General features: G+C 63.5%; 26 protein-coding genes. 12 read left to right on the plus strand and 14 right to left on the minus strand.

The window, feature by feature from the left end; all coding sequences use genetic code 11:
• The first annotated feature begins 282 nt into the window (after positions 1-282).
• From NZN28_RS08455 to NZN28_RS08470, 4 genes are all read left to right on the plus strand, one after another.
• Positions 283-855 (plus strand): SCO family protein, encoded by a 573-nt coding sequence (locus tag NZN28_RS08455; RefSeq protein WP_295397200.1) that lies wholly within the window; start codon positions 283-285, stop codon positions 853-855.
• A 2-nt stretch (positions 856-857) separates the two neighbouring features.
• A complete protein-coding gene (locus NZN28_RS08460; protein ID WP_295397202.1) occupies positions 858-2,234 on the plus strand; it encodes a c-type cytochrome in 1,377 nt (458 codons plus the stop codon).
• Between the two features lie 3 nt (positions 2,235-2,237).
• The gene (locus NZN28_RS08465) at positions 2,238-2,768 is read left to right on the plus strand and encodes a hypothetical protein (protein WP_295397204.1); all 531 of its coding nucleotides are present in this window, start codon (positions 2,238-2,240) and stop codon (positions 2,766-2,768) included.
• A gap of 129 nt (positions 2,769-2,897) precedes the next feature.
• Entirely contained in the window at positions 2,898-5,207 is a 2,310-nt protein-coding gene (locus NZN28_RS08470; protein WP_295397205.1) for an ATP-dependent nuclease subunit B, read from the plus strand.
• Positions 5,208-5,273: 66 nt separating this feature from the next.
• Here NZN28_RS08470 and NZN28_RS08475 read toward each other — a convergent pair whose 3' ends face one another.
• Positions 5,274-6,488: a class I SAM-dependent methyltransferase gene (locus NZN28_RS08475; RefSeq protein ID WP_295397207.1), complete on the minus strand. Its 1,215-nt coding sequence runs from the start codon at positions 6,486-6,488 to the stop codon at positions 5,274-5,276.
• Between the two features lie 372 nt (positions 6,489-6,860).
• Between NZN28_RS08475 and NZN28_RS08480 the strand changes: the two genes are divergently transcribed.
• Positions 6,861-8,105, plus strand: a complete 1,245-nt coding sequence (locus NZN28_RS08480; protein ID WP_295397209.1) for a cysteine desulfurase — start codon at positions 6,861-6,863, stop codon at positions 8,103-8,105.
• Between the two features lie 12 nt (positions 8,106-8,117).
• Here the strand turns inward: NZN28_RS08480 and NZN28_RS08485 are convergent, their stop codons facing one another.
• On the minus strand, positions 8,118-9,911 hold the full coding sequence (locus NZN28_RS08485) for an ABC transporter transmembrane domain-containing protein (protein ID WP_295397211.1): 1,794 nt from the start codon (positions 9,909-9,911) through the stop codon (positions 8,118-8,120).
• An 84-nt stretch (positions 9,912-9,995) separates the two neighbouring features.
• Between NZN28_RS08485 and sufU the strand changes: the two genes are divergently transcribed.
• Positions 9,996-10,430: a Fe-S cluster assembly sulfur transfer protein SufU gene (gene sufU, locus NZN28_RS08490; protein ID WP_295397213.1), complete on the plus strand. Its 435-nt coding sequence runs from the start codon at positions 9,996-9,998 to the stop codon at positions 10,428-10,430.
• A gap of 493 nt (positions 10,431-10,923) precedes the next feature.
• On the opposite strand, the gene folE2 is transcribed toward sufU, so the two are convergent.
• The 6 genes from folE2 to NZN28_RS08520 all read right to left on the minus strand — a co-directional run bounded on the left by folE2 (position 10,924) and on the right by NZN28_RS08520 (position 15,192).
• Positions 10,924-11,979 (minus strand): GTP cyclohydrolase FolE2, encoded by a 1,056-nt coding sequence (folE2, locus tag NZN28_RS08495; RefSeq protein WP_295397214.1) that lies wholly within the window; start codon positions 11,977-11,979, stop codon positions 10,924-10,926.
• 180 nt (positions 11,980-12,159) lie between these two features.
• The gene (gene tmpR / locus NZN28_RS08500) at positions 12,160-12,873 is read right to left on the minus strand and encodes a bifunctional dihydropteridine reductase/dihydrofolate reductase TmpR (RefSeq protein WP_295397216.1); all 714 of its coding nucleotides are present in this window, start codon (positions 12,871-12,873) and stop codon (positions 12,160-12,162) included.
• Positions 12,870-13,283, minus strand: a complete 414-nt coding sequence (locus tag NZN28_RS08505) for an NUDIX domain-containing protein (protein WP_295397218.1) — start codon at positions 13,281-13,283, stop codon at positions 12,870-12,872. The genes tmpR and NZN28_RS08505 overlap by 4 nt, the downstream gene beginning before the upstream one ends.
• Positions 13,284-13,390: 107 nt before the next feature.
• Positions 13,391-14,110, minus strand: coding sequence for an ImmA/IrrE family metallo-endopeptidase (locus NZN28_RS08510; RefSeq protein WP_295397219.1), 720 nt, complete (start codon positions 14,108-14,110; stop codon positions 13,391-13,393).
• Positions 14,111-14,132: 22 nt separating this feature from the next.
• Entirely contained in the window at positions 14,133-14,603 is a 471-nt protein-coding gene (locus NZN28_RS08515; protein ID WP_295397221.1) for an effector binding domain-containing protein, read from the minus strand.
• A 196-nt stretch (positions 14,604-14,799) separates the two neighbouring features.
• Positions 14,800-15,192 (minus strand): helix-turn-helix domain-containing protein, encoded by a 393-nt coding sequence (locus NZN28_RS08520; protein ID WP_295397223.1) that lies wholly within the window; start codon positions 15,190-15,192, stop codon positions 14,800-14,802.
• 107 nt (positions 15,193-15,299) lie between these two features.
• On the opposite strand from NZN28_RS08520, the gene NZN28_RS08525 reads away from it, so the two are divergent.
• From NZN28_RS08525 to NZN28_RS08540, 4 genes are all read left to right on the plus strand, one after another.
• A complete protein-coding gene (locus NZN28_RS08525; protein WP_295397225.1) occupies positions 15,300-15,608 on the plus strand; it encodes a hypothetical protein in 309 nt (102 codons plus the stop codon).
• Positions 15,609-15,757: 149 nt separating this feature from the next.
• Positions 15,758-16,027, plus strand: a complete 270-nt coding sequence (locus tag NZN28_RS08530; protein WP_295397226.1) for an Lrp/AsnC ligand binding domain-containing protein — start codon at positions 15,758-15,760, stop codon at positions 16,025-16,027.
• Positions 16,028-16,079: 52 nt separating this feature from the next.
• A complete protein-coding gene (locus NZN28_RS08535; RefSeq protein ID WP_295397228.1) occupies positions 16,080-16,976 on the plus strand; it encodes a VOC family protein in 897 nt (298 codons plus the stop codon).
• A 182-nt stretch (positions 16,977-17,158) separates the two neighbouring features.
• On the plus strand, positions 17,159-17,467 hold the full coding sequence (locus NZN28_RS08540; protein ID WP_295397230.1) for a bleomycin resistance protein: 309 nt from the start codon (positions 17,159-17,161) through the stop codon (positions 17,465-17,467).
• Here NZN28_RS08540 and NZN28_RS08545 read toward each other — a convergent pair.
• Positions 17,457-18,410, minus strand: coding sequence for a nitroreductase family protein (locus tag NZN28_RS08545; RefSeq protein ID WP_295397232.1), 954 nt, complete (start codon positions 18,408-18,410; stop codon positions 17,457-17,459). The two genes, NZN28_RS08540 and NZN28_RS08545, sit on opposite strands and share 11 nt — an antisense overlap.
• A 270-nt stretch (positions 18,411-18,680) precedes the next feature.
• On the opposite strand from NZN28_RS08545, the gene NZN28_RS08550 reads away from it, so the two are divergent.
• Entirely contained in the window at positions 18,681-19,838 is a 1,158-nt protein-coding gene (locus NZN28_RS08550; RefSeq protein WP_295397233.1) for an MFS transporter, read from the plus strand.
• A 287-nt stretch (positions 19,839-20,125) separates the two neighbouring features.
• Positions 20,126-20,563 carry a CBS domain-containing protein gene (locus NZN28_RS08555; RefSeq protein ID WP_295397235.1) on the plus strand — a complete coding sequence of 146 codons (438 nt, stop codon included), beginning with the start codon at positions 20,126-20,128 and terminating at the stop codon, positions 20,561-20,563.
• Positions 20,564-20,622: 59 nt separating this feature from the next.
• Here NZN28_RS08555 and NZN28_RS08560 read toward each other — a convergent pair whose 3' ends face one another.
• From NZN28_RS08560 to NZN28_RS08580, 5 genes are all read right to left on the minus strand, one after another.
• Complete coding sequence (locus NZN28_RS08560) at positions 20,623-20,991, minus strand: phage holin family protein (protein WP_295397237.1); 369 nt, start codon at positions 20,989-20,991, stop codon at positions 20,623-20,625.
• A gap of 220 nt (positions 20,992-21,211) precedes the next feature.
• On the minus strand, positions 21,212-21,898 hold the full coding sequence (locus NZN28_RS08565) for a glucodextranase DOMON-like domain-containing protein (RefSeq protein WP_295397239.1): 687 nt from the start codon (positions 21,896-21,898) through the stop codon (positions 21,212-21,214).
• A gap of 226 nt (positions 21,899-22,124) precedes the next feature.
• The gene (yvcK, locus tag NZN28_RS08570) at positions 22,125-23,450 is read right to left on the minus strand and encodes a gluconeogenesis factor YvcK family protein (RefSeq protein WP_295397241.1); all 1,326 of its coding nucleotides are present in this window, start codon (positions 23,448-23,450) and stop codon (positions 22,125-22,127) included.
• Between the two features lie 15 nt (positions 23,451-23,465).
• Positions 23,466-24,296, minus strand: coding sequence for an RNase adapter RapZ (rapZ, locus tag NZN28_RS08575; protein WP_295397243.1), 831 nt, complete (start codon positions 24,294-24,296; stop codon positions 23,466-23,468).
• Positions 24,297-24,450: 154 nt separating this feature from the next.
• Positions 24,451-24,945 carry an FKBP-type peptidyl-prolyl cis-trans isomerase gene (locus NZN28_RS08580; RefSeq protein ID WP_295397244.1) on the minus strand — a complete coding sequence of 165 codons (495 nt, stop codon included), beginning with the start codon at positions 24,943-24,945 and terminating at the stop codon, positions 24,451-24,453.
• Positions 24,946-25,282: the final 337 nt, after the last annotated feature.

Genomic DNA, 25,282 nt, shown 5'->3' on the forward strand with positions numbered 1-25,282 from the left:
GGCTGGTGGTCGGCCTGGAGGATGGGGTGGCCACCGTGGCCTTTGGGGATGGGGTTCGCCGGCTCGCGCTGCGCTACGCCCGGCTCGAGGTGGTGGGTTGAAGCTTCAGGTTGATTTCAGTGGGCGGGGCTAGCCTGAAAAGGCAGGAACCACGGGAGGCCTGGTTGTAAAAGGCCCACTCAACAGCTCGCCCTGATGCCTGCGTCCAGCAACGTTCGCTTCGGGCATTACACCGTGCGTTACCGGTTCTCTTTTGGGGCTGTTCGGGGCATGATGTTGAAAATGAAACCGCCGGTACACAAGCTGTTGCTCTTTTTGTGGACAGGTCTGGTCTGGGCGCACGGAGGGCACTATCTGCCTGCCTCTGGGCCGGGGGCTTTCGACTTCAGGCCGGCCCGAACCCTGCCTGCCGTGGAGCTGCGTTCGCACGAGAACAAACCGGTGCTGTTTCCCCCCAAAGGCCCGGCGGTGCTGCTCTTTGGCTACACCCAGTGCCCCGACGCCTGCCCCCTCACGCTGGGCCGCCTGCTGCCTGCCTACGAAGCCCTGGGCGCGCCACCCCAACTACGGTTGTGGCTTTTGAGCGTGGACGAGCGCGACACCCCCCAGACCCTGCAAAGATACCTGCAGGGCTTTGCACCGGTGCAGGGCCTCACCGGCAGGCCCGAGGCCATCCGCCCCATTGCCGAGGCTGCCAGGGTTGAGTACAACCTGGCCCCCGGCGGGCGGCTGGTCTTTCACACCGACGCGCTGGCCCTGCTGGATGCCCAGGGGCGGCTGGTGCGGATGCTCTACGGGGTGAGCCGCCTTTCCACTGCTAAACTCAAAGAAGAAATTGCCCAACTGCTGAGGTGACCATGCCAAAACGTTTGCTGCTGCTGGTTTGTTTGGCCCTGGGTCTGATTGGCGCGGGGCCGGCCCAACCCCCCACCTACCACGGCGAGGTGGCCGAAATTCTGCAAGCCAACTGCGCGGGTTGTCATACCGAAGGGGGCATTGCCCCCTTTCCCCTGGACGATGCCCGCTGGGCCCGCAACATGGCGGCGGCCATTGCCGACTCGGTGAAGCAGGGCCGGATGCCGCCCTGGCCCCCTGGCGAGGGCACCCCCCCGCTGAAGGACGAGCGCAAACTTTCCCCTCGAGCCAAAGCCGCCCTGATTGCCTGGGCCGAAGCAGGGGCCCCGCTGGGCGACCCCAGACCCATAAACGTGAAGGCGTCTGCGCCCTCGCCCAAGCCCGACCTGGTCGCAACCCTGAACCCCCCCTACACGCCCGACGATGCCCTGCAGGACGATTACCGCTGCTTCCTGATGCCGGCCACCTTCGAGCAGGACACCTTTGTAACCGGCTACAAGATTATTCCGGGCGACAAGCGCAGCGTGCATCACGTGATTTTGTTCCTGATCGGCCCCGACATGGTGGGGGCCGCCGAGGCCAAAGACCGCGCCGAGCCCGGCCCTGGCTGGAAGTGCTTTGGCGGGCCGGGCCTGAGCAGCGACCCCCGCAACATCGGCGGCATTCTGGGTTTCTGGGTGCCGGGTGGGGGCGCTACGCTGCTGCCCGAAGGCACCGGGCGGTTTTTGCGGGCGGGGAGCCGGGTGGTGATGCAGGTGCACTACAACACCGCCTCGGGCGCCAATCCCGACGCGACCCAGATGGCTTTGTACCTGGCCCCCAAAGGGGTGCAGCTCAAGCGCCTGGTGGGCATGACCCTGGCCGCTCCGGTCGAGATTCGGTGCCCGCCGGGCCTGACCGGGGAGACCTGTACCCGCGAGTACGCTCGAGCCCGTACCGAGCTGGGCTTTATTGCCGACTGGATTCACCTGCTCTGTAACACCTCCATCGAGGACTACGCCCGGCGCAACATCGGCGATGGCAGCCGCCAGGCCACTTCCTGCGACTGGACGGCCCAGAGCGCTTTGGAGGTCTATGGGGTGACGGCCCACATGCACCTGCGGGGGGTGGAGTTCAGGGTGGAGGTCAACCCCGGCACGGCGGGCGCCCGGACGCTTCTCAACATCCCGCAGTGGAACTTCCAGTGGCAGGGCGAGTACTGGTACCAGACCCCCCTGCGGCTGCGCCAGGGCGATAAGGTGCGGGTCACCTGCGTTTACGACAACAAATCGGCCATTCCCGGCCCCGGCGGGGAGCCCCTGCCGCCGCGCTACATGACCTGGGGCGAAGGTACGACCGACGAGATGTGTTTGGGTTCGCTCTTTGGGGTGCGGGAGTAGGGCGTGGGGCGTGGGGCGGTTCTGCTGACCCTGGCCCTGGGTGTCTGGGGGGTGGGGGTCGCCCTGGCCCAGGCCGGCGAACCGCCGGTGATGGAACGCTGCCAGGCCCTCTTCCAGGGCCTGCGGCCCCAGTTTGCCTATGCCGAGCGGGTGGCTCCCCAGCGCTTCTTGTTGCGGGTGGTGCTGGGCCAGGAGAACACCCCGGTCGTGCGCCTCACGGTAAACATAGACCTGGCCCCGGTGCCGCTGGGCCTCGAGGACATCGCGGTGGTGGCTTTTGACCGCCCGGTGCAGGATGCCCTGCGGCTGCGCAACCAGTTGCGGCGCTTTGATGGTGTGATGCAAACCCTCAACCTGGGCAACTGGTACGTGAGCGAGCCGCGGGGTTACCGCTGCTTTCTGGTTCACCAGGGCCGGGTGGTGGGGGTGTTGGGGCTGGGGCGGAACCTCGAGCCCCTCTCCGACCCCCGCTGGCTGGCCGCCTACCAGCGCTCACCGGCGCGATTCCCGGCGGTGGAGCCGGTGATTCGGTAGCTTAGCCAGTGTGTCCTTTCTGGCGGGTGCGGGCCCTATCTCCAAGGGGGTTGTCCCCCGGAGAATTTGGGAGCGCACGCCGGGTTTATCGGCTTCACGGGCCTTTAGGGGGGCCGCTATAGTGAAGCTGTGCATCTGATTGTGGGCCCCCCGGCCTCCGGCAAGACCACAAGGCTGCTCGAGGTCGCACACTCTTACCTGGCCAAACGCAAGCGGGTCTGGTGGGTCTGTTTGCCGGCCCAGAAGGCCTATGTCTACCGGCGGGCCACCGAGAACGGCGCGGTGCTGGGCCTCGAGGTGCTTACCTCGCAGCAGCTTTACTACCGCCTGCTGGCCGCAAGCTACGGCCTGAAACCCATCCTGACCGGGCCGGGCCGGGTGGCGCTGGTGGGGGAGGCGCTCATGTCCGGCGACGACCCCCGGCCCAGCCCCGGCGAGGCCCGCCTGTTTGCCCGCGCCATTGCCGAGGCCAAGCGCAACGGGGTGAAGCCCGAGGCCATTCCGGCCCACAGCCCCGAGGCCCGGCGCCTGCAAAGGGTTTACGCCCGCTACGAGGAACTTAAAGCGAGCTGGGGCCGCTGGGACTACGACGATTTCCGCGCCGGGGCGCTGGCCTTGCTGGAGGGGGGGCGGGTTCGGCTCGAGCCCGACCTCCTGATTGTGGATGGCTTCCGTGAGCTGAGCGCCCTCGAGCTGCGCTTGATAAAGGCCCTGGCGGCCCACCTGCCGGTCTGGGTCGGGCTGCCGGAGGCCCCGCCGGGGTGGGGGCCCCAGGAGGTGCTTCCACCCCGACCGGTGGCCACCCAGGCCTACCGCGCCCAGAACCCCGTGAGCGAGGCCCGCTGGGTGCTGCGCTCCATCAAGCGCGACCTGGCAGAGGGCATCAAGCCGCTGGATATTGCAGTGGTGGCGCCGGAGTCGCGGATTCCCGCGCTTCTGACCCTGGCCGACGAGTACGGCCTGCCGCTGGTGAGCCAGCTGGCCTCCACAGCCGCCGAGACCCCCGAGGGGCGGCTCTTGCTCGAGCTGCTCGAGCTGCCCGACTACCCCACCCCCAGCCGCCTGCTGGCCGTGCCCGACCTGGCCCCGCTGGGCCGGGCGGCTTTAGAACGGGGTCTGGTGGGCCTCGAGGCCACCACCCGGCTGGCTGCCGAGCTGGGCTTGCAGGGGTTCTGGGCCGCCTGGCTGGCCCGGCTCAATCCCCCTGCCTCTGGCCCCGCCCCGCACCCTTCGCTGGCCTGGGCCCAGGAACTTCTGGACGCGCTGCCCGAGGTGCGACACAGCCCGCGCCGGGCCGTTCTGATGGAACGGGCTTTGGAGGCGCACCGCATCGCCACCGGTCCCGAGTTCCGCCTCTGGTGGGCGGCCCTGCTGGCCGAGACCCACGAGCCCCACCGCCCGCCCGGCGGGGTGGCCCTGCTCACGCCCAACCTGGCCTCGGGGCAGCGCTGGAAGAGGCTTTACCTGACCTACGCGGTGGAGGGGGCCTACAGCGCCGCCGAACAGGAAGACTACTTCGTGCCCGAGGAGCTGCGGGCCAGCCTGGAAGAGGTTCTGCGGCAGGCCGGGGGCCTCCTGCCCCGGCGTTTTTTGGGGCGCGACCGGCTGCTCTTAGAGGAGCTGCGAAGCCGCGCCGAGGCAGTGGTGGTCACCTATCCCGAGGCCGGCCAGGAAGGGCCCTTTGAGCCCGAGCCGGCCCTGGTGCCTGCAGTCCCGCCCGTCCTGCCCCCGCTGCCGCCGGCCAGCCCCCTGGAGACCCTCCAGAGCCAGGGTTACCAGGCCCCTTTGGGCTCGGTGAACCTGGGCCCAGCCCGCCTCGAAGACCTGCGCCGCTACCACGAGTGCGGCTTTCAGTTCTGGGCCATGCGGCTCCAACCCGAGGCAGCCGAGACCGAGTGGTGGCGGCAGTGGGTGCGTGAGCTTCGCAAGGCCCAGAAACTGGTTCCGGCCCGGCTCGAGGCCCTCGCCCAGCAGTTCCCCCAGGCCGAAGGCTGGATGCGCCACCACTGCGCTCTTCTGGGTGAGCTGAGCCTTGGCTACACGCTGCAGGGCGAGGGGCTGGAGGCTTACCTGGACGGAGTTCTGCGCAAGGGCGGCGAGGCCCACCTCTACCGCTTTGTGGCCCCCGAGACCCCCCCGAAAGCAGCCGAAGAAGCGGTGCGCGACCGCTGGAGCGAGCGCTGGGCCGCCGGTTACCTGCTCTCGGCTTTCAAAGGGCGCATTCAGCGGGTGTACCTGTGGGCCTGGCCGGTGCTGGGGGAGCCGGTGCAGGTCTATGGAAAGCCCATCACACAGGTCTGGGACGCGCTGGAAAGGCTTCAGCGCAAGGCCCAGGAGGTTCACTCCCGCTATAAGGCCGGGGTGGTCGAACCCAACCCCGGCTTTCGCTGCCGCACCTGCGGCGTTAGGGACGTGTGTCGTGAGGGGAAGGTGGGTTAGTCGAATCCGCCTGGACTCTGGAAAACCCGCTCGAGGAGGCCGGTTTGCCCGTTGCCGAGGCTGGGTTCAGAGGCCGACCTGAACCTGCTGTGCAAGGGGCGAGGTGAGGATGTCGGGGTGGGGCAAGGCTACGATGAACTTGCCTCCTCGTTTCACATACTCCGGGTGCTGGCGGGCGACCTCGTCGGGTGGGTGGCCGAGCAAAAGCAGGTAGTCGGGCTGTTCCTCGAGCAGTTTTTGCACCCCGTAGATGGGGATGTGCACCCCGGCCACGAAGCGCCCCTGCTGGCCGGTATCGCTGTCCACCACGAAATCAATCACCTCGCGGCCCAGGCCCACGTAGTTGAGCAGGGCCGTGCCCTGGGCATTGGCTCCGTAGGCGGCTACCCTTCGACCCCGGGCCCGCAGTTCGGTGAGCAGGGCCATCAAGGCCTCACGCACGGCGGCGATGCGGGAGGCGAACTCGAGGTAATAGGCCACATCGGTCAGGCCCAGCTTTTGCTCTTCCTGCAAATACCAGCCCACCGAGGGCTCGACCTGGCGGGTCTTGCCCAAAAAACAGCGCAGATAGCCCTCTGAAAGGGGTTCAACCTGCTGAAGCCACAGCCCGTGTCGGCGCACCAGCTCGTGCAAGGCGCTGACCGAGAAATAGTGGAGTTGCGAGTGGGTGAAGTGCTCAAACTGCCGGGCCTCGAGCATGGGCCGCACATAGGGCAGCTCCATCACCACCAAGCCACCATCCTTCAGGACGAGCCCGAGGCACTCGAGCAACCCGTTGAGGTCGCTTTTGTGACAGAGCAGTTGATGGGCCAGCACCACATCGGCCTGCAACCCCTCGTCGCGCAGTTTTTGGGCGTAGGGGCGGTCAAAACGCTCCGGTCGGGTGGGAATGCCCTTGCTGGAAGCCGCTTTGCCGCGCTCAGGTTGGGGCTCGAGGTACATTACCCGTACCCCGGCCTGCATCAGCGGGCGCAGCAGTTCGATGCCGCTGCCCTCCAGGGCCAGCACCAGGTGGTGCGGGCCCAGCCGGTGGTGGTGCAAAAGCTGCTCGAGCAGCCCTCCCTGCACCGGGGCGGTTGGGGTGGGTGAATCCTCCACGACGTCGCTCAGGAGCTGAACCAGCCCGCAGCGCTTGCAAAAGCCCGCCTCGAGGCTCTGCCGTTCTTCGGGGGCGGCCAGCTGATCGGCGGCCAGCGTGCTGGCGAGGGGCAGCCGGCCCAAACTCAGGAAGGGCACCAGTTCCCCCGATCCGCACGAGCGACACGTCTTGAGTCTCTTCATTGAAATCTCCAGGGCTGCGCCAGCGGCGTCACTGCGTAGAGGGTACAAATGGGGCCGTAATCCTCCCGTTATCGGGGGTTGGCCGCATGGGTAGCGGGTTGCACCGATTCGTTAAGGGCCACAAAATGCGCCTTTGCAAGAACAACGAGAGCGTAACGGCTTTCTTAACGAGCCCCCGAAAGCCGCCCAATCATCGAGCAAACCTGTTCTGGAGCGGAAAAAAGCGACCCCCGGTTTGGGTTTTTGTTGTGGATTGTTCATTTATTTTCATACCTTGAAACGTGCTTCTGGGCAGAAGCAGGGGGTTATTCCCCGGGTTTTTAAACCAGGCAACGGGCAAATGCACCCAATCTCCTAAACCACCTGCCCGAAATGGGCTACCCTGGAAGCATGGCCATTGTCTCACCCCCAGCCATCCGCCAGGACTTCCCGCTTCTGATGGGGCGTCCCGATCTGGTTTACCTCAACTCGGCGGCCACCAGCCAGAAGCCCGAGGTGGTTATTGAAACGGTGGCCCGCTACTACCGCGAGCTCAATGCCAGCATCCACCGGGGGGCCTACACCCTTTCGGTACAGGCCAGCGAGGCCTACGAGCAGGCCCGTCGCACCCTGGCCCGCTTTATCGGCGCCGACGAGCGTGAGATTGTTTTCGTGCGCAACACCACCGAGGCCCTCAACCTGGTGGCCTACGCCTGGGGGCTCTACCACCTGCGCCCCGGCGACGAGATTCTGCTCAGCGAGATGGAGCATCACGCCAACCTGGTGCCCTGGCATCTCATCTGCGAGCGCACCGGGGCCCGCATCAAGGCCATTCCGCTGGGCCCGGATGGCCGCCTGGAAATGGAGGCCCTGGACTCCCTCCTCTCCCACCGGGTCAGGCTGGTCAGCGTGATGCAGGTTTCCAATGTGCTGGGGACGGTCAATCCGGTGGCCCAGATTGCCCAGGCAGCCAAAGCCGTAGGGGCCCTGATGGTGGTGGACGGGGCCCAGGCCGCCCCCCACCTGCCGGTGGATGTGCGGGCGCTGGGCGCCGACTTCTACGCTTTTTCCGGGCACAAGATGCTGGGGCCGACCGGGGTGGGGGTGCTGTGGGGCCGCTACGAGGTGCTGGAAACCCTGGCCCCCTTTCTGGGCGGCGGCAGCATGATTCGAGAGGTTTACCTGGACCGCTCCACCTACGCCGCGCCCCCCCAGCGCTTCGAGGCCGGAACCCCGGCGGTGGCCGAGGCCATTGGGCTGGCCGCGGCGGCGGAATACCTGAGCAAGCTCGGCATGGATTGGGTCTGGCAACACGAGCTCGAGCTGGTCTCCTACGCCCTGAAGCGGCTGGATGAGGAGCTTCCGGAGGTGCGGACTTTTGGCCCCAGGGGCCCCGACCGCAGCGGGGTCATCCCCTTTGTGCTGGGCAGTATCCACGCCCACGACGTAGCCACGGCCCTCGACCAGTACGGCATCGCAGTGCGGGCCGGGCACCACTGCGCCCAGCCCCTGCACCGCAAACTGGGCGTTCCGGCCACGGTACGGGCCAGTTTTTATGTCTATTCCACCCAGGAAGACGTGGACCGCTTTATCGAGGCCCTGAAGAAGGTGCGGGACTTCTTCAAAGACTGGCTTTGAAGCCTGACGGCCTCAGGCCGAGGGCGCTTCCTCGCGGAATTGCAACTCGTAGAGGTCTTTGTAAAGCCCACCCTGGGCCAGAAGCTCCTCGTGGGTGCCTTGCTGCACGATCTGGCCTCGCTCCAGCACCACGATTAGGTCGGCGTTTCGCACGGTGGAGAGCCGGTGGGCAATCACAAAAGTGGTGCGACCCTGCATCAGCTTGTCCAGAGCCTCCTGCACCAGCGCCTCGGACTCCGAGTCAAGCGAGCTGGTGGCCTCGTCCAGGATGAGTATTTTGGGGTTTTTGAGCAAGGCCCGGGCGATGGCAATCCGCTGGCGCTGCCCACCCGAGAGCTTGACCCCGCGCTCACCCACCAAAGTCTGGTAGCCCTGTGGAAAAGCGCAGATGAACTCGTGGGCATTGGCGGCCTGGGCCGCTTCGATGACCTCAGCCGGACTGGCCTGTGGGTTGCCGTAGCGTATGTTTTCCTCGATGGTGCCGGAGAAGAGCAGGGTTTCCTGGGGAACCAGGGCAATCTGGCGGCGCAAGTCCAGCAGGGCCAGCTGCCGGATGTCCACCCCGTCCAGGGTAATGCGGCCCTGGGTTACATCGTAGAAGCGGGGAATCAGGGCAATCAGGGTGCTTTTGCCGGCCCCGCTGGGGCCGACCAGCGCCACCACCTGTCCGGGCCGGGCGGTCAGGTGGATGCCCCGCAACACCTCGCCGCGCTCGTCGTAGGCAAAGTGCACGTCCTCCAGGCGCACCTCGCCCCGCACCTCGCCCAGCGGCTTTGGGTTGGCGGGTTCCTTGAGCTCCGAAGGCGTGTCCAGAAGCTCGAAAATACGGCTGCTGGCGCCCAGGGCGCTTTGCACCTGGCTCCAGATGCCGGCCAGGGTGCCCACGCCGGCGGCCACGTTGAAGGCGTACAGAATAAACGAGACCAGCTGGCCGGGCGTGATTTCCCCCAGCGAAACCAGCCGCCCCCCGTACCAGAAGATCAGGCCCAGGGCGCTGAATATGCTGAAAAAGACCGCTCCACTCAGGCCGGAAGACACCAGCGCCCGCCGCAGCGCGGTGCGGAAGGACTCCCCAATCAAGCGGCCATACCGCTCGGCCTCGAGCTTTTCCGCCGTGAACGACTGCACCACCCGGATACCGCCAATAGACTCCTCGGCCCGGGCGTTGGCCTCGGCAACCTTGTCCTGGAATGCCTTGCTCATGCGCCGGATGATGCGCCCCAGCACGATGGCCACAAAAATAACCAGCGGCACCACCGCCAGAATGAAGCTCGAGAGCTTCCAGTTGGTAACGAACAGAATGGTCAGCGTGGCAGCAAACATCAAGGGGGTGGTGAAAAGCTGCACCAGGGCGTTGGAAGCCACCCCCTGCACGGTGGCGACGTCCGAGGTCAGGCGGCTGGTGATATCCCCGGTCTTGTGGTTCTCGAAGAAGCGGGGCGAGAGGGTGAGCAGATGGGCGAACAGGTCGCGCCGCAGGTCGGCCACCACCCCCTCGCCGGCGCGGGCGAAGAGGTAGCTTTGCAGCCCACTAAAAAGGGCTTGTCCGGCAAAGACCCCAATCAGCAACAGGGTGTAGCGGTCAATCTGCTCCAGGTTGCCCTGCTCAAAAATGGAGGCATCGAGCATCCGGCTGACCAGCTGCGGAAAGGCCAGGAAAAAGCCCGTGGAGATGAGGCTGGCCAGGCCAGCCAGCAGCAGGCCCCAGCGGTAGGGCCGGGTGTAGGCCAGCAATCGGCCTAACTGACGGAAATCGGCTTTGGGGGCTTTATCCGAAGGGGCCTGGGTGCGCAATGCGGGTCGCATACTGTGGCTAGTTTGCTCCAGAGGGCTCTTGGGCATTGTGCGCTGGGTTCGGTTACCCCGCCGACGGGCTTTACAATAGAAAAGATGAGCCTTTTGGATGAACTATACAGAGAAATCATCCTTCGGCACTACAAATCGCCCCACAACTACGGCCCCCTGGACTCAGCCAATGTGCGGGTGAAAGGCGACAACCCCTCTTGCGGCGACCAGATCGAGCTGATGATCGAGACCGCTGGGGAGCGCATCGCCGACCTGCGCTTCCAGGGGCAGGGCTGTGCCATCTCGCAGGCTTCAGCCTCGCTGATGACCGACCTGGTCAAAGGCAAGTCCTGGGCTGAAGCGCTGGCTTTGGAACAACAGTTCAAGGCCATGATTGTGGACGGTGCGGCGCCTACCCCCGAACTCGGCGACCTGGCCGCCCTGTCTGGGGTGCACAAGCTGCCCGCCCGGGTCAAGTGTGCCACCTTGGCCTGGAATGCCCTGGAACAAGCGGCCCACCAGGCGGGGGTGCGGCGGTAGTCATCCGCAAACCACAGGCAACAGCTATAACGGGGAACAGGCGCCAGAACTGCGAAGGTCACGTGAAGGCGCCGCCAGCAAGGTATCTGAACGGCGCAGAGGGTACATTTGGGAATGATCGTGCGCCCACTGCCGTGCTCGCCCGGAATGAGACCGGGCTTGGGCGACCATGTCTGTGAAGAGCGCGATACAAACTGTATGTGCGGCGAGGCAGGGAGCAGGGTTTGGGGAGAGAGCGCGTGCTGGAAAGCTGCTACCTGCCTCCCACCACCTGCTGGTAAGTTACGCTTATGCCTGGTGAACGCTTCACGAATGTTGAGGCATTTGAGTTCGATAAAGCTTTGTCCTGGTGAGAACACGGGCCACCTGGGAACTCTAAACCCCAGCGCCCATAGGCCGGGCCCGGCTTACGCCTGGGTGCGTCTGGGCCCAGACGCAGGCTCGTTTTCGTGGGCGGCCACGTCTGTGAAGGGCGCGAGAAGCACCGGGTTGCCTAACAAACCAGGGTGCTGAAATCGTTGAAGTCGGCGCGGAATCCGCCGGGAACCCCCTTGGCAATCACCGAGACGGCATCGTGAGAGTGCAGGCTCTCGAGGTGGGCACAGGCCGCCTGAAAGTCGTGGATGCGGGGGTCGGCGATGAGCTGTTCGTAGATGAGCCGGGCGGCATCCTCCACGAACTTGACATAGGCCCCATTCAGCTCGGCAAAAGCCTGTTCATCTTCGCGCTTGACCATGACCTGGGTCTCAGTTTTGAGGGCTTCGCGGGCGTGGTGAATCAGGTCTTCAAGGTGCAGCGAGGTATCGGGGGCCACCTCCACCTTGATGCGGGCTTTGGAACGCTGGCTGTGCGGAATGGCGTAGGCCCCGCGGTTGTCGCGGGCGTGTTCGGCCAGCTCGGCGGAGCACGGGCAGGCCGAGGAGTAGACGAAATCGAGCTCGACAAAGCGGCGTATGCACCCGTTTTCTTCAACAGCCGCCTCGTAGCTGCCGCTGTAGTACTGGTAGCCTTCCAGCCCCGAACGCAGCGCAGTCACCAGCATGGGATAGCTGAAGGCCACCTTGACCCGTGCACTCAGGCTGCCCAGCTCGCGGCGATAGTCCTGCACCACCTGGGCCAGGGTGTCGAGGCAGAACACTTCGTCCCTGCGGCTGTAGAAGGTGCGGATGATCCGGCTCATGTTAATGCCCTTGAGGTCGGCCTGGAGCGAGACGGTGCCGGTGACACGGGCCTCGAGGGTCAGGGCTTCACCCTGGGGCGTGGCCAGCTTGAGCGGCAGCCGAAAGCCCGAGATGCCGACCTGCTGGATGGGCACATTGGCCCCCTCCACCGAGTCCACGGTCTCGGTCATGTCCGGCAGGCTGGCCTTGTAGGCGGCGTCGGGCCGGAAATGCGGGTCGTACGAGCGGGTGATGACCGGCTCGGCACCATCGGTATTGCGAAACAGGTAGGCTTTTTTGCCGCCGTTTTTGTCCAGTTTGGGAAGGGGTAAATCGAGGATTTGCTTGTTGTCGTAGCTGAGCAAGGGGGTCTCCTTTTCCGTCAGCAACCTCGAGCAGTCTGACGGGCGCTTGGCGCGAAGGGAGCGGGGTTCCGGGCTGCTTGTACCACCTCCCTCTGCTTGGTACAAGCGCCGTGCATGGCTGCACTGCTACAGGATGCCACCTTATACAAAATGTGAACGTAACCTAAACGCTAGTCTTTCAAGAAGTGCATCGGCGAGGGCAGGTCACAGATTCCAGCCGCCCGAAACCTCCAAAATCTGGCCGGTTAGATACCCGTTCTCCTCTTCCACGAAGAACAGCACCGCCCGGGCCACTTCCTCCAGCCCAGCCAGGCGGCCCATAGGAATCTCCTCCAGGGGCTTGGAGACCGAGTTCTCGGCCACCCCCGGCGAGACCACATTCACCGTCACGCCTCTGGCCGCCAGGCGCTTGGCCAGCGACTTGCTGTAGATAATCAGCCCGGTTTTGGCGATGACGTAAGGGGTGATGCCCGGACGGGCCAGCAGGTTCGCTGCCCCGGCAAAGCCGATGTTGACCACCCGCCCGTAACCGGTTGCGCACAGGTAGGGGAGGGCCGATTGGGTCAGGTAAAATGGCGCGTTGAGGTTGGAGTCGAGCATGGCGTGCCACTCCTCGGGGGTGAGGGTCTCGATGGGTTTTTTGAGGTAATCCCCCACGTTGTTGACCAGCACCTGCAAGCCCCCAAGCTGTTCGACCACGCTGTGAACGAGGCGCCGGGCCTCCTGCACCTGGGTCACATCCGCCGCGACCTTGATGGCCCGCACCCCCATAGCCTGGGCCTCCTGGCGGGTGCGCTCGGCCTCGAGCTCGCTCTGGCGGTAGTGAACCGCCACATCGAAGCCCTTTTCGGCCAGCGCCAGCAGAATGGCCCGCCCAATGCCCCTGGCCGAGCCGGTGACCAGCGCCACCCGGCTCATGCTGGCTCCTTAAGGTACCCTTCAATTAGGGTACGGGTGATGTGGTTGAGGGGATACCCCAGGGCTTCTTCAGGGCTTACCCAGGCCCACTCGAGAATTTCCTCGTTGGGGGTGATGGCCTCGACCCGGCTCTGGGCGTAGTAGTTGATGAACAAAAAGTGCTGGGGCTTGTAAAACTGCGGGTCGAACACCCCCTCCAGAAGCAGGGCGAAGCGGATGCCGAACAGCTCGAGCCCCACCTCTTCCCTAAACTCCCTTTGCAGCGCGGTTTCCAGGGGTTCGCCCCACTCAATCTTGCCCCCCGGCACTCCCCATAAGCCGCGCCACTTGGGGGTCTTGACAATCAGCACCCGGCCCGACGGCCCCTTCACCAGGGCCCCTACGGTGGGAATGGGATATCTGGGCTCCATACAGCGACCTTCAGGCTACGTGGGCAGGCAAGATGGAAAGGTGCTGGAGGTTAACATGGGCCGAAGGCCATGTGGCCCCATGCTTGACCCTGACGCCAGAGCCCAAACTAATTCGGCAACTCCTTGTAGACCGCATACACCCGCCCGCCTTTGGGGTAGGCCTCGAGGCTGTACCGCACGGCGTGGTTGGGGAGGGCCGTGTGGGTCTTTTGGGGCAGGCCGGTCTCGAAGGCCACCACCAGGGGGTCGTCGCGGCGAAAGCCGGCGCCCCGGCTCACCCGGTCCAGGATGCGGGGGTGCCTGGCGCTGAAATAGACCCGCAGGGGCTTGCTGCCGGCCATCAGCACAATGGAGGGGGTGGGGCCGCGTTCGGCCAGGGCAATAATGACCACTTCCTCCGAGACCTGGTGCAACTCGGCTAACTCGGGCACCAGACGGGGGCTTTGGCCTTTCTTGTCCAGGGCGGCGTCCACCACCTCGCCGGGCAGCAGCATTTCGGCGGCGCCCAGGTTGCACAAGGCCTCGAGTTCTTTTTCCAGCTCCTGCCCCTGGTAAGCTTCGTGCAGGTCGGAGAGCAGGTCGTCGTCTTGCTGGATCAGCACGTGCATCACCTCATGGGCCAGGGTAAAGCGCTGGCGTTTGGGGGGCGAGTCCTGGTCAATCAGGATGTGCTTCTGTTCCGGCACCAGGGCCCCAAACTTGCCCTCCGGCAGCTTGCCGTAGGAGAGGCTTGCCCCGATGCCCCCGGCCAGCCGTTCAGGCGTGAGCGGCGCGTGGGTCTTGCGGTAGCTTCGCGCCAGCTCAATCACTTTAGGTCTCAAATCCATAGGCTCCGCCGTTTTTTTCACCTTACCGGATGGCCACAAAAATCGAAACCCGCTGGCTGTTTTCGTGCACCTCGTAATCGAAGGTGTAAGCCCGCCGGGGTGCGCCCGGTTGTTCAAAATAGCTCTGGATGAAGTGCCAGGCCTGCGCGACCGACCCCGGCCTGGGGCCTAGCGCGGTAAACATCAGGTATCGGCCCGCCGGCACATTCAGCCCGCTCAGGCCAGGGGGCACGTCGTCGGACCCAATCACCTGGTAGCCCAGCAGCACCGAGTAGGGGCCATGGGGGGGGTCTTGGTGGTTGTAGTAGACCACAAAGGGCTTGCCTTTGGCCAGGCGCTTGGGAATCAGAAGCTCGAGCTCCCCGCGCTCAATCTTTTCCCACAGGGCCGGGATTTTGGCAGTCTGGGGATCGGCTTCCGCCCTCTGGCTGGTGCGAACCTCGTAGCCCGCCACAAAAAAGCCAGACTCCGAAGTGCGAACGGGCTTGTCCATAGCCCACATCTTATTGGGATTTCAAAAGCAGCGTACCCGCCCGTGGGGTGGGTCGGCGGTCGCAAGCCGAAGGGGATTTCACGCCGACAGGCTTGACGGCTGATAGGCCTTTGACAAAAGTCATCTGCCGTTTAGTCCCCTGCACAAAAAAAGCCGTCGGCTGCGCTGCCTTCGGCTTACGGCTTGTGGCCCCAGGCTACCCTTCCAGCACCCGCTTGAGGTGCAGGAAGATTTCGTACCAGTCGCGTTTGGACTCCGGGCGCTTACCGCGCAACTCGATGCGGGCCAGGGTGCGCTGCCACTCCGGGGTGATTTCGGCCCCAAGCTGGGGGTCGGCAATCAGCTCGGCCAGGCCCTTGGGCAGCGAGGCCTCGGTGCGCTCGCCGTAAAAGTCTACGGGGGCCAGCAGGTCGTTGACCGTCACGTTGTAGGAGCCGGCCAGGGTTTGCAGGGTGTCGAGGGAAGGGTTGGTGCGGCCCCGCTCGAGGTCCGATAGATACGGCACAGAAAGCCCGCTTTTTTGAGACAAATCCTTCAGGCGCCAGCCCTGTTGACTGCGCAGTTCGCGGAGACGTTCGGCTAGTGTCATGATTCTGACCTTAGCATAAAACTTTTATACGGTCAAGACGTAATGTCCTGAGTCAGTATTGCGTTATGCAGATGGATTATGCTAATATCATAACGGGAGGCAGGCACATGAACATCAACGAAAATGTCTGGAAGACCATCGGACGGGGAGCCGTGCATCCGAGCGAGGTGCTGAACACCCTCATTGAACTCGACAACCGCAAGGGCCAGATTGGTTTGTGGGCCCTGGAAAACGAGCTGCGCGAGAAAATGCCGCTGTTGCGCCCGTCGGCCCGACCGCTGGCCCAGGCCTGGCTCGAGGCCACCATCCAGTACCGCACCACCTACTACCCCGAAACCCGCCTGACCCGGCTGTGGAACCGTCTGGTGGGGGCCGAGGCCCCAAGCGAGGCCAGAACCCTGCCCCTCGCCAGCTAGCTCTCGAGGTCGAACCACACAAGGGGCTGGAGGCGGTTATGCTTCCAACATTTTTTGGGGAAGTTGAGGCTACAGATCGGCACCAACGCCTAATCGCGCAAACCTTGGGGGTTGTCCCCACCATTCCAATAGCAGTCCAGGAGGCCCGCATGATGCAACTCGCCCAGCAAACCCAGGTTTCAGGGGTGGGAAAAGCCCGTCAAGTATCGGCCTATGTTTTCGTTTCCTGTGCCCAGCCCAAGCGCATCGTGCACGCCCTGAGCCGCCTGCCGGGGGTGGTCAAGGCCGATGCCCTGCTGGGGGCTTCCGAGGCGGTGCTGGTGGTGGAGCGGCACAACTTTGAAGCCCTGCAAACCCTTCTGACCGAGGTGCAGGCTACGCCTGGGGTCAAAAAAGTCTCGGTGAAGCTGGCGGCCTAATCGGCAGACCGTCTAGAGCCCCCTGCACGTAACAGCGCAAAGGAGTGCAAAGATGCCCCACATCGTGCCCCATCTGTGGTTTGACCAAGAAGCCAGGGACGCCGCAACGTTCTATTGCAGTATATTTCCCGATGCCCGGATACATAGCGCTGTCGTCCTGAAGGACACCCCGTCGGGTGATTGCGATCTGCTTTGGTTTGAGCTGGCGGGCCAGCCCTTTATGGCCATCAACGCGGGGCCGTTGTTCGAGTTCAATCCCTCGGTCTCTTTTATCCTCAACTTTGACCCTTCCCAAGGCCGCTCCAGAAAAGACCTCGAGGCCCTGTGGAACAGCCTTTTGTCCGGCGGAGAGGAGCTAATGCCCTTGGGTCAATACCCTTTTGCACCCCTTTTCGGTTACCTTCGAGATCGGTACGGGGTCTTCTGGCAGTTAATCCTCTCGGACAACATGGAACCCAGGCTTCCCTTTGTCGTCCCGTCGCTCTTATTTGTGGGGGATTTACATGGCAAAGCCGAGGAAGCCCAGAACTTCTATCTTTCGGTCTTCAACAATACGCAACGGGGCGTGACCTTTCGCTACCCGGAAGGCTCGGAGCCCGAGCAAGAGGGCACGCTGATGTACAGCGATTTTATGCTGGAGGGCCAGTGGTTTTCGCTTTCGGAGAGCGCCCTCGAGCATGGTTTTCGCTTCAATGAAGCCATCTCATTCATGGTGTTTTGTGATACCCAGGAAGAGATAGATTATTACTGGACAAGGCTCTCGGCGGTTCCCGAGGCTGAGCAGTGCGGCTGGCTCAAGGACAAGTATGGCTTGAGCTGGCAAGTGGTGCCCAAGGCCCTGGAGGCCATGCTTCAAGACCCCGACCCAAAGAGGGTACAGCGGGTCAACCAGGTCGTGCTCCAAATGAAAAAGCTCGAGCTTGCCGAGCTGCAACGAGCTTACACCTGAATCACCCTACCGCAGTGGCTCTGATGTACGACAATCATACATCGCAGACCCTATAGCATTTGAACCAGGGTTTTGCTAACCAGGGCGATCCAGGGGTCGCCCCCAATTTTGAGGTGTTCCATGAAGGTGATGGTCTCGGCAATTATTCCGGTGGTGCCCAGCCGCGATGTGTTGGCGTCGTTGTGTTTTTATCAGGCTTATCTGGGCTTCCAAGACCCCTTTACCTGGGGGAAAACCCCATCGAGTACGGCAGGCTGAGCCGGGATGGGCTGCGGTTGCACTTCTACCATGAACCCAGCCCCCAGATCGGCCAGAACTATGCCCTCCGGCTCGAGGTAGACGAGGTGGATCTGCTCTACGTGGGCTGCGAGGCGGCGGGTATCGTGCACCCCAATGGCAAGCTGGAAAACAAGCCCTGGAGCACCCGCGAGTTCACCGTCCTCGACCCCTCGGGGGTCGCCCTGCGCGTCTACCAGGAACTCAGGGAATAACCCGCTCCTTGGGGGCTTGCAACAGGGCCTGGCTCAGGGCTTGGCCGGGCGGGCCCTCGCCCCGGTAAGCCTCGGGTTCTTTCTCAATCCAGACATGGCCCTGGCTGTGGAACTGGAGGCTGCGGAAGCCCTGGGCGAAGGTCGCTTCGATGAGCTGGCCCAGCGAGCCAGCCTCGAGGCCCTTTGCTTGAAGCTCGCCCAGCATTTCCGGGGGCAGGTCGGGCTCGAAACCCTGCTGGGCGGTGAGCAGCTGGTAGGCCCGCTCCCGTTGCTCCATGGTGCCGCCCTGGGCAAAGTAGCGCTCCAGCACCTTGAACCAGTCGCCGCTGCGGGTAATTGGGGCCATATCGGAGTAGGCCTGCTCGAGCTCCTCCGGACTGTAGGTGTGGTACTGGTTCTCGTGTACCACCAGCCCCCGCGACAGCCGCGGGCGCGGGGCCGGGCTTTCGTCCGGCACCCCCACGCACAGCCCCGCCACCGGAACCACCCCCAATGGCAGCTTGCAGAGCCGGGCGATTTCTCGAATGCCGTTCAGCACCCCCCCAATCCACACAATCCCGTAGCCCAGGCTCTCAGCCATGGTGGCCAGGGCGCTCCCGGCCAGCACCGCATCGGCAATGGCAAAGTGCAGGGCGGTGCGGGGCCAGCGCCCGAAGGTGCCCCCCCGGTGCTCGACCAGCTTTCGCAGGCGGTACACGTCGGCCAGAACCAGAAAAAACTCGGCGCAGGTCTCGATGTGGGGATTCTGGCCGGAGTGGCTCGAGATTTCCCTTCTGAGTAAGGGGTCGCTGATGCGCAGCAGGCTGTACATCTGGGCGGTGGCGTCGGTGGGGGCCCGCTGGGCGGCAAAGAGAATCTTCTCGAGGTCACCCTCCCTCAGGGGTTCGGGCTTGAACCGTCGCACACTGGCCCGGCGTTGATAAAGCTCGTATAGGTCGCTCACGGGGTCAGATTACCGCAGCGGGCCGTTCAAAAACAGTCCGAAAACACCGTATTGAAGGTGGTTGCCCAACCCAGAGCGAAAGCCAGAAAAGAACCCCTGAAGAGTCGAGCCTGGCCGCAGGCCGCGAAGCTTTTTCTTTGCTCACGGCTCCAATGATGCCAGAACCTTCAACGTTGCTTGAATCTTGTGCAGACTACAGAAGCAGCGCGACCGTGGGCTTTGATTCTCAGGTCGCTTTTCCTGACCCGCCGGTCAGCGTATGCTCTTGGGGTGCTACCGTTTTTGCTTTCCTGGCTTCACGCCACCAACGACTTATTCGGGGCATTTCTGACGCCCCTGTTGCCCAAACTCCAGACGGCTTTTGGCGTGAGCTACGGAGCGGTTTCGCTTCTGGTGGCCCTGCAATCGCTCACCGGCAGCTTGCTGCAACCCCTGGCCGGGCTGGTGGCCGACCGCTACGACCGCCGCGTTTTGGCTGCCTTGGGGCCGTTGTTGATGGCCTTGGGGGGTGGCCTGTTGGGGTTTTTCCCCAACCTCTGGGTGGCGGGGGTGGTGCTGGCTTTGTCGGGGCTGGGCTCGGCTTTGTTTCACTCGGCGGGGGCCGCCCTGGTGGGGCAGTACGCCGACCCGGCCCGGCGCGGCTTCTGGATGAGCTTCTTCGGCACAGGGGGGTATGTGGGCATTTCGCTGGGCCCCATCGTATCGCTCACCGCAGTCAACCAGGGGGGATTGCAAACCCTGGCCTGGTTCATTCCCCTGGCCCTGGTGCCGGCTCTTCTGCTGCTGCGGCAAGCCCCTCCTATCCGACTGCACACCAAGCCCTCCACCTTTGGCGATTTGCAGCGGGTGTTTCGCGGCCATGTGGCCCGTTTGTGGGCAGTCTCGACGCTTCGCAGCATAGTGTTTATGAGCTTTTCGACCACCATCCCCTTTTGGTTTGCCCAGCGCGGCATCTCCGATGCCCAGGTGGCCCTCACCCTTTCTATCTATAGCGTTTCGGCCACGGTTGGCGCTTTTATGGGGGGAACCCTTTCGGACCGGTTGGGGCGGCGCAACGTGCTGGTGGGTACCATGCTCTTTGCCATTCCGCTTTATATTGCCCTGCTGGTGGTTCCTCCAGAAAACTGGTTTTACGTGGCCCTGCTGGCCGTTACGGGCGCCCTGATGAACGCGGGTGTGCCGGTTGCAGTCACCATGGCCCAGGAGCATGAGCCGCGTCAGATGGCCACGGTCTCGGGCCTCCTGATGGGCTTCACCTGGGGGTTCGCCGGGCTGCTTTACGGGGTGGTGGGGCCCATCATCGAGCGCTTTGGGGTGCTGGAGAGCCTGAGCGTGCTGGGATTGTTGCTGATACCGGCCCTGACCCTGTCGCTGGCGGTGCGTGAGGCCAGCCCAGACCTCGAGGGGGCCGTGCGCACAGGTTCGTAGCTGGTTTTAGAGCGCTCTTCACACCTGAGCCATTCGAGTTCGAGAAAGCCTGGTTCTGAACAGAACAGTGGCGGCCTGGAAACTCGAAAACAGGCGTCTTGGCCCAGACGCAACGCAGACACTTGTCCCTTCTCGTTTTCCTGGGCGGCCACGTCTGTGAAGAGCGTGATAGGGTAAAATATCCCCAACGTTCAGAGACCATAGGGCATATGGGGTGATCTTGCCCTGCTGAACTCGACCTGGGTGGGTTTACCCGGTCTGCAAAGGCAGCTTTTGGGAGGTGTGGAATGACCAGCACGGTTAGGCAACTGCTTCAGGCCAAAGGCAACTTGGTGCATTCGATTCCGGCAGATGCCACGGTGTTTGAGGCGCTCGAGCGGATGGCCGCTTACGACGTAGGGGCCCTCATGGTGATGAACGGCAAGCAACTCGTAGGCATCTTCTCCGAGCGCGATTACGCCCGCAAGATTGTCCTGATGGGCCGCATTTCCAAGGATACCCTGGTGGGGGAGGTCATGACCGACGACCTCATTACCATCTCGCCCGACGCGACCGTAGCGGATTGCATGAACCTGATGACCGGCAACCGGATACGCCACCTGCCGGTGATTGAAGAGGGTCAGCTGATAGGGGTTATCTCCATTGGGGACGTGGTGAAAGCCATCATGACCCAGCAGGAATTCATGATTGCCGAGTTGGAGAGCTACATCACCGGTTCGCGCTGAGCGGCGGAAGGGCAACCCAGCCCTTACCCGCTTTGCTGCGATTGCGCCTGACACCCGCCTTACCTCACCCGGTGCTGCTTCGCGGGGCCGATGAAGAGGTTGAGCCCAAAGCTGATAATCGAGAGCAGGATGGCGCCAATCAAAGCGCCCCCAAACCCTCGCACATCCAGCGGGGTCAGACCGGCCACAACCAACAGAACCACGGCGTTGACGACCAGGGTAAATAGACCCAGCGTCAGGATGTTGAACGGTAGGGCCAGCAGCAGCAGCACGGGCCTGAGCAACGCGTTGGCCAGACCAAAAATCAGGCCGGCCAACACGTAATCACCCAGACCGCTGCCCCTGGCAAAATAGATGCCGCCGTAGAGCTGGGTCACAATCCACAAAGCCAGGGTATTGAGCAACAGCCGCAGCAGGAGGTCGCGCATGGTTCAGGGTACACCTTTTGGGGGTGTCTGGCTAAGGGACTTGGGTTTTCGTGATGCTGGGCTGTGCTGAGTGCCCAATGGTACAGCCGTAAAGCGGCCAGGCCATCGTGCAGTCCGTGTCCTCGGGGTGCGCTGTTATGCCGGAGGTGCGACCGAGATGCTGACGGTCGGCAATGGACATGTGACGATTGACCATCGTTGGATTGCCCAGACCCTGGCTTCATCTTCGCGGAAAGCGAAAGGCGAGCAAAATAGAGAGCACACCCAAAGCAGCGCTCAAAAGGGCCCATGGAATGCGGTTTTGTAGGGCACGCACGGGCGGCAGGACACCACTTTGATAGGCCTGGATCTGGCTTTGCGAAAGCACGTCCACGGCGGCGGGAGCCCCCGCCGGGCCATCTACTGCCCAGGTGCCACCTCCCGGGCGTACCGGGCGAAAGTGCCAGGGGGTGAAGGGATCGTAAAGCCCTACTGCTACGTAGTAGCCATAGTCCCCTGGGGGCAGATTTGGGGTGAGCTCGAGCCAGTCGCCGTTCTTGGAAACCGCTACCGCCTGCACGCTGCCATCGGGACGGTGCTCCTCGGCCTTCCAGCCGGTGAGCAAGTAGGCATAGTTCCAGCCCTGGCCGGTAGGGGTTTTGAAGCCAGCGCCGGGAAGTTCTTCGTTGCCGCCTGCTCCGGTATGGATGTAGATGCCCACGGTCGCCAGAGAAAAACCGTTTGGGGCGTTGCCAGGGTTGGGGTAGCGATGCAGCCGAACCCGCAGAACTACCTTGTCCCCGTTGCGAAGGGCTTCGAAGCCGGTCAAGTCGGCAAAACCGGCCTCGGCAAACAGGGCTGCGCGGGGGTAGGCGTAGCCCAGGCCGTAGTCGTCACCTACCGGATCGGAAAACAGGAGTGGGATCATGACTGATGGGTTCCCTGCAATCCCCAACAAGGCAATCTGTGGATGTGGGTGAAATGTTGAGATGGGGTGGGCCTCTTAGCGCCCCAGGCCGGTTCCAAGGCTCGAGCCCGGTTGTCCAGTCACCTCAGGTGGTGCATGAATGCGTGACAAATGGGTGGGGTGGCCCACAAATCCACACCCTACCCTGTCTGGGGCCTTACATCAAGGGGTCATCGAAATGCCCGACTTACCGCAAAGACATCAGGGCTTTGACCAGGCGAACTGGGTCGTGCTGGGCAAAACCGGGTTCCAAAAAGTCATCGGCCACGATCTGCACCCCCTGACCTTCAAAGCGTTTGGGGTTGAAGCGTACCGGCGTCTGGCCCTCGGCCCGGTAGCGCTTGAGCAGGTCCTCGGGGATGCGGGCGTTGTTGACCAGCACCACATTGGGTTTGCGGCCCAGGTGTTGACTAACGGCCTGAAAATGGTCGTACGCATCCATGCCCTCGGTCTCGCCCCGCTCGCTCATGATGTTGACAATGTAGACCAGCTTGGCCGGAGACTGCTGGATGGCGACCTGGATGCCTTTGGGCAGGAAGCTGGGGATGACGCTGGAGTAAAGGCTGCCTGGCCCCAGCACGATCATCTCGGCTTTTCGCAAGGCATTTACGGCTTCGGGCATGGCCGATACCCCGACGGGGGCCAGCCCTACCTTGCGGATACGCCCAGATTGTTCGCGCAGTGCGGTTTCTCCTCGAACCCGAGTGCCATCCTCGCGCTCGGCCCACAATTGGGCCGCCTCGAAGGTAGCAGGCCAGACCGCGCCGCGCAGGCGCAACACCTGGTTGGCCTGCCGCATGGCCTTGGCGAAATCGTTGTTGAGCTCCGAGAGCGAGACCAGCATCAGGTTGCCGAAGGTGTGGCCCTTGAGTTCATCGCCGCGTTGAAAGCGGTACTCCATCAGGTCGGGGAGCCCTTCCGCATCGGAGAGGGCGGCCAGACAGTCTACGAGGTCGCCGACCGCCGGAACCCCAAACGAAACCCGCAAACGTCCGGTGGAGCCGCCATCGTCGCTGACAGCAACGACCGCGGTGATGTTGGCCGTTTCGCTTTTGAGACCGCGTAGCACCCGTGAAAGCCCGGTGCCTCCTCCCAGGGCCACAATCCGTGGGCCGGCCTCGAGCCTTCGGCGGATATACACCTGTTTGGAGACCGAGCTGGGGTCGGTGATGGCCGAGAGCATGCTGCGGTTCATCCAGCGCAACCCCAGCAAGAAAAGGCCCAACCCGCCCAGCAGCCAAAGCCCCCCCGAGGCCCACAGCGGGATGGAGAAGTGTCCGGCCCAGCGGGTGGTCTGTAAAAACCAGGGCAGGAGCGAGGTTTGCCAGGAAAGATGCACCACCCCGGTAAACATACACAGCATTCCCAGCACGGCCAGCAACGCATACCGCTTGACCCGCATGCCCGGCAGCAGCCAGCGCAAGGTGCTGAGGAAACGGTCATCGGCAGGGTTGGTTTGCAGGCCCTGGGCGAGGGCACGGAGATTGGGTCGCTTGGTCTTGTTCCAGATCATGTTCGTCGGCCTTGCTCAGGCAACCAGAGCCTTTTCCAGGTCGCGGTGCTCCAGTTCCACCCGAAAGCGCCCGGAGAGCTCCTGGGTCAGCCGTTCGGCCACGGCCACGCTGCGGTGCTGCCCTCCTGTACAGCCAATGGCCACCGTGTACGCGGCCCGCCCGGTTGAACGGGCCCCTTCCGCCGAAAGCCCGATGGTCGCAAGCAAAGTACGGTAAAAGGGCTCGTTCTTCTTCTCGGCAAACACATATGCGGCCACCTCCGGGTCGGTGCCGGGGCGCGATTTCAGGACGGGGTCGTAGTGCGGGTTGGGTAGCGAGCGAACGTCCAGCACCAGGTCGGCGTCCTGGGGAGGCCCCCACTTGAAGCCAAAGGAGAAAATGCGCAGCAAGAAGCCCTCTTCTTCGCCCAGGGCAGCCTCGAGGGCCTCCTTGAGCTGGCGGGGGGTGCGCTCGGAGGTATCTATCACCAGGTCGGCGCGGTCGCGCAAGGGGGCCAGGGCCTGGCGTTCTTCTTCAATCTCCCGCAGCAGGTTGCCCATGCCCAGCGGGTGAAGGCGGCGCGAGAGGTTGTAGCGCTTGAGCAGGATGTCCGACTTGGCCTCGAGGAAAATGATGAAGGGCTTGAGCTGGGTGAGCACCGCTTCCACTTCGCCCAGCAGGTCGCGGGCCCGGATGTCCAGCACCACCACCACCTTGTGGATGCCACGGGCCGCTACGGTTTTGAGCAGGTCGTCCCAGAGCTGGGGCGGGATGTTATCTACCGAAAAATAGCCCAGGTCTTCCAGGGCCATGCGCGCCGAGGTGAGCCCGGCGCCGCTCTGTCCACTTAGCACCACAAACCGCATCGGTCGCTCCACGTTTCCAGGGTTCGTTGCTGAAGGTTGAAATTAAGGCTTGCCTGTGAGACCAACAGGCCTACCCGACCAGTATACCCGGGGGTCGGGGGGTGCCATGTTCACACTTTTCAGCCGAAAGGCCAAGCCATGTGGCTCAGGCCAATCATTTGCGGATTTCCAAAAGCTCCACATCAAAGACCAGCGCCGAGTTGGGTGGAATGTCCGGGCTGGGGCTGCGTTCGCCGTAGGCCAGGTTGGCGGGAATAATCAGGCGGCGCTGGCCCCCGACGCGCATCCCCACGATGCCCGAGTCCCAGCCTGGAATCACCTGGCCAGCCCCCAGGGTGAACTCGAAGGGGGTTCGGCCCGGCTGGCAGGAGGTGTCGAACTGCTTGCCGTCCACCAAACGCCCGATGTACTGCATCCGCACGGTGTTGGAGGTGATGGCCTGGGGGCCGCTGCCTTCCTTGAGGTCTTCGATGCGGAGGGTGGTCACGGCTTCGTTGGTAAGGCCGGTCGCGGCAGGGGGCTGGTTGGTGCAGAGGGTTCCGCTGCCCACGCCGGCCTGGCCTCCGGAGCGCTGCCCGAGCAACAGATAGGCCCCCACGCCCAGCAAGGCCAACACCGCAACGGCGATGAGAACAACGTTTCGATTCATACCGCCGCCCATTGTATGGGTTTTGCGTGAGAGCCGTTAGTACACGGTCGTCCCCATACCCTCCCACAGGTTCCAAAGAGTGATACCCCTCGAGCCCCTCCCGACCGCGTAGAGCGGGCTTGGGGAGGGTACAAGACCCCCCATCTGCTGGTTGCATGAAGGGCCAGGTCAACCGCCCCACCTGCCCTCTCCTACGAGGCCGGGGAGGAACCGAGCGGGTTCAGGCCAGAATAGACTCATTTCGCTCACCTTGCAGGTGGGGTTGGACGGGCTTTTAGAACGCTCTTCACATGCGTCTCGGCCCGGACGCAACGCAGACAAGCGTGCCTCACCCCGG

It is taken from the genome of Meiothermus sp. (assembly GCF_025056915.1).
GTDB lineage: Bacteria > Deinococcota > Deinococci > Deinococcales > Thermaceae > Meiothermus.

Excerpts from the sequence above, each read along its gene's own strand:
- NZN28_RS08455 (WP_295397200.1), top strand. The coding sequence starts at position 283 with ATGAAACCGCCGGTACACAAGCTGTTGCTCTTTTTGTGGACAGGTCTG.
- NZN28_RS08535 (WP_295397228.1), top strand. The coding sequence starts at position 16,080 with ATGCCCCACATCGTGCCCCATCTGTGGTTTGACCAAGAAGCCAGGGAC.
- NZN28_RS08525 (WP_295397225.1), top strand. The coding sequence starts at position 15,300 with ATGAACATCAACGAAAATGTCTGGAAGACCATCGGACGGGGAGCCGTG.
- NZN28_RS08580 (WP_295397244.1), bottom strand. The coding sequence starts at position 24,945 with ATGAATCGAAACGTTGTTCTCATCGCCGTTGCGGTGTTGGCCTTGCTG.
- NZN28_RS08560 (WP_295397237.1), bottom strand. The coding sequence starts at position 20,991 with ATGCGCGACCTCCTGCTGCGGCTGTTGCTCAATACCCTGGCTTTGTGG.
- NZN28_RS08510 (WP_295397219.1), bottom strand. The coding sequence starts at position 14,110 with ATGGATTTGAGACCTAAAGTGATTGAGCTGGCGCGAAGCTACCGCAAG.
- NZN28_RS08520 (WP_295397223.1), bottom strand. The coding sequence starts at position 15,192 with ATGACACTAGCCGAACGTCTCCGCGAACTGCGCAGTCAACAGGGCTGG.
- sufU (WP_295397213.1), top strand. The coding sequence starts at position 9,996 with ATGAGCCTTTTGGATGAACTATACAGAGAAATCATCCTTCGGCACTAC.
- NZN28_RS08475 (WP_295397207.1), bottom strand. The coding sequence starts at position 6,488 with ATGAAGAGACTCAAGACGTGTCGCTCGTGCGGATCGGGGGAACTGGTG.
- rapZ (WP_295397243.1), bottom strand. The coding sequence starts at position 24,296 with ATGCGGTTTGTGGTGCTAAGTGGACAGAGCGGCGCCGGGCTCACCTCG.
- NZN28_RS08555 (WP_295397235.1), top strand. The coding sequence starts at position 20,126 with ATGACCAGCACGGTTAGGCAACTGCTTCAGGCCAAAGGCAACTTGGTG.
- NZN28_RS08460 (WP_295397202.1), top strand. The coding sequence starts at position 858 with ATGCCAAAACGTTTGCTGCTGCTGGTTTGTTTGGCCCTGGGTCTGATT.
- NZN28_RS08505 (WP_295397218.1), bottom strand. The coding sequence starts at position 13,283 with ATGGAGCCCAGATATCCCATTCCCACCGTAGGGGCCCTGGTGAAGGGG.
- tmpR (WP_295397216.1), bottom strand. The coding sequence starts at position 12,873 with ATGAGCCGGGTGGCGCTGGTCACCGGCTCGGCCAGGGGCATTGGGCGG.
- NZN28_RS08515 (WP_295397221.1), bottom strand. The coding sequence starts at position 14,603 with ATGGACAAGCCCGTTCGCACTTCGGAGTCTGGCTTTTTTGTGGCGGGC.
- NZN28_RS08565 (WP_295397239.1), bottom strand. The coding sequence starts at position 21,898 with ATGATCCCACTCCTGTTTTCCGATCCGGTAGGTGACGACTACGGCCTG.
- yvcK (WP_295397241.1), bottom strand. The coding sequence starts at position 23,450 with ATGATCTGGAACAAGACCAAGCGACCCAATCTCCGTGCCCTCGCCCAG.
- NZN28_RS08485 (WP_295397211.1), bottom strand. The coding sequence starts at position 9,911 with ATGCGACCCGCATTGCGCACCCAGGCCCCTTCGGATAAAGCCCCCAAA.
- NZN28_RS08530 (WP_295397226.1), top strand. The coding sequence starts at position 15,758 with ATGATGCAACTCGCCCAGCAAACCCAGGTTTCAGGGGTGGGAAAAGCC.
- NZN28_RS08480 (WP_295397209.1), top strand. The coding sequence starts at position 6,861 with ATGGGCTACCCTGGAAGCATGGCCATTGTCTCACCCCCAGCCATCCGC.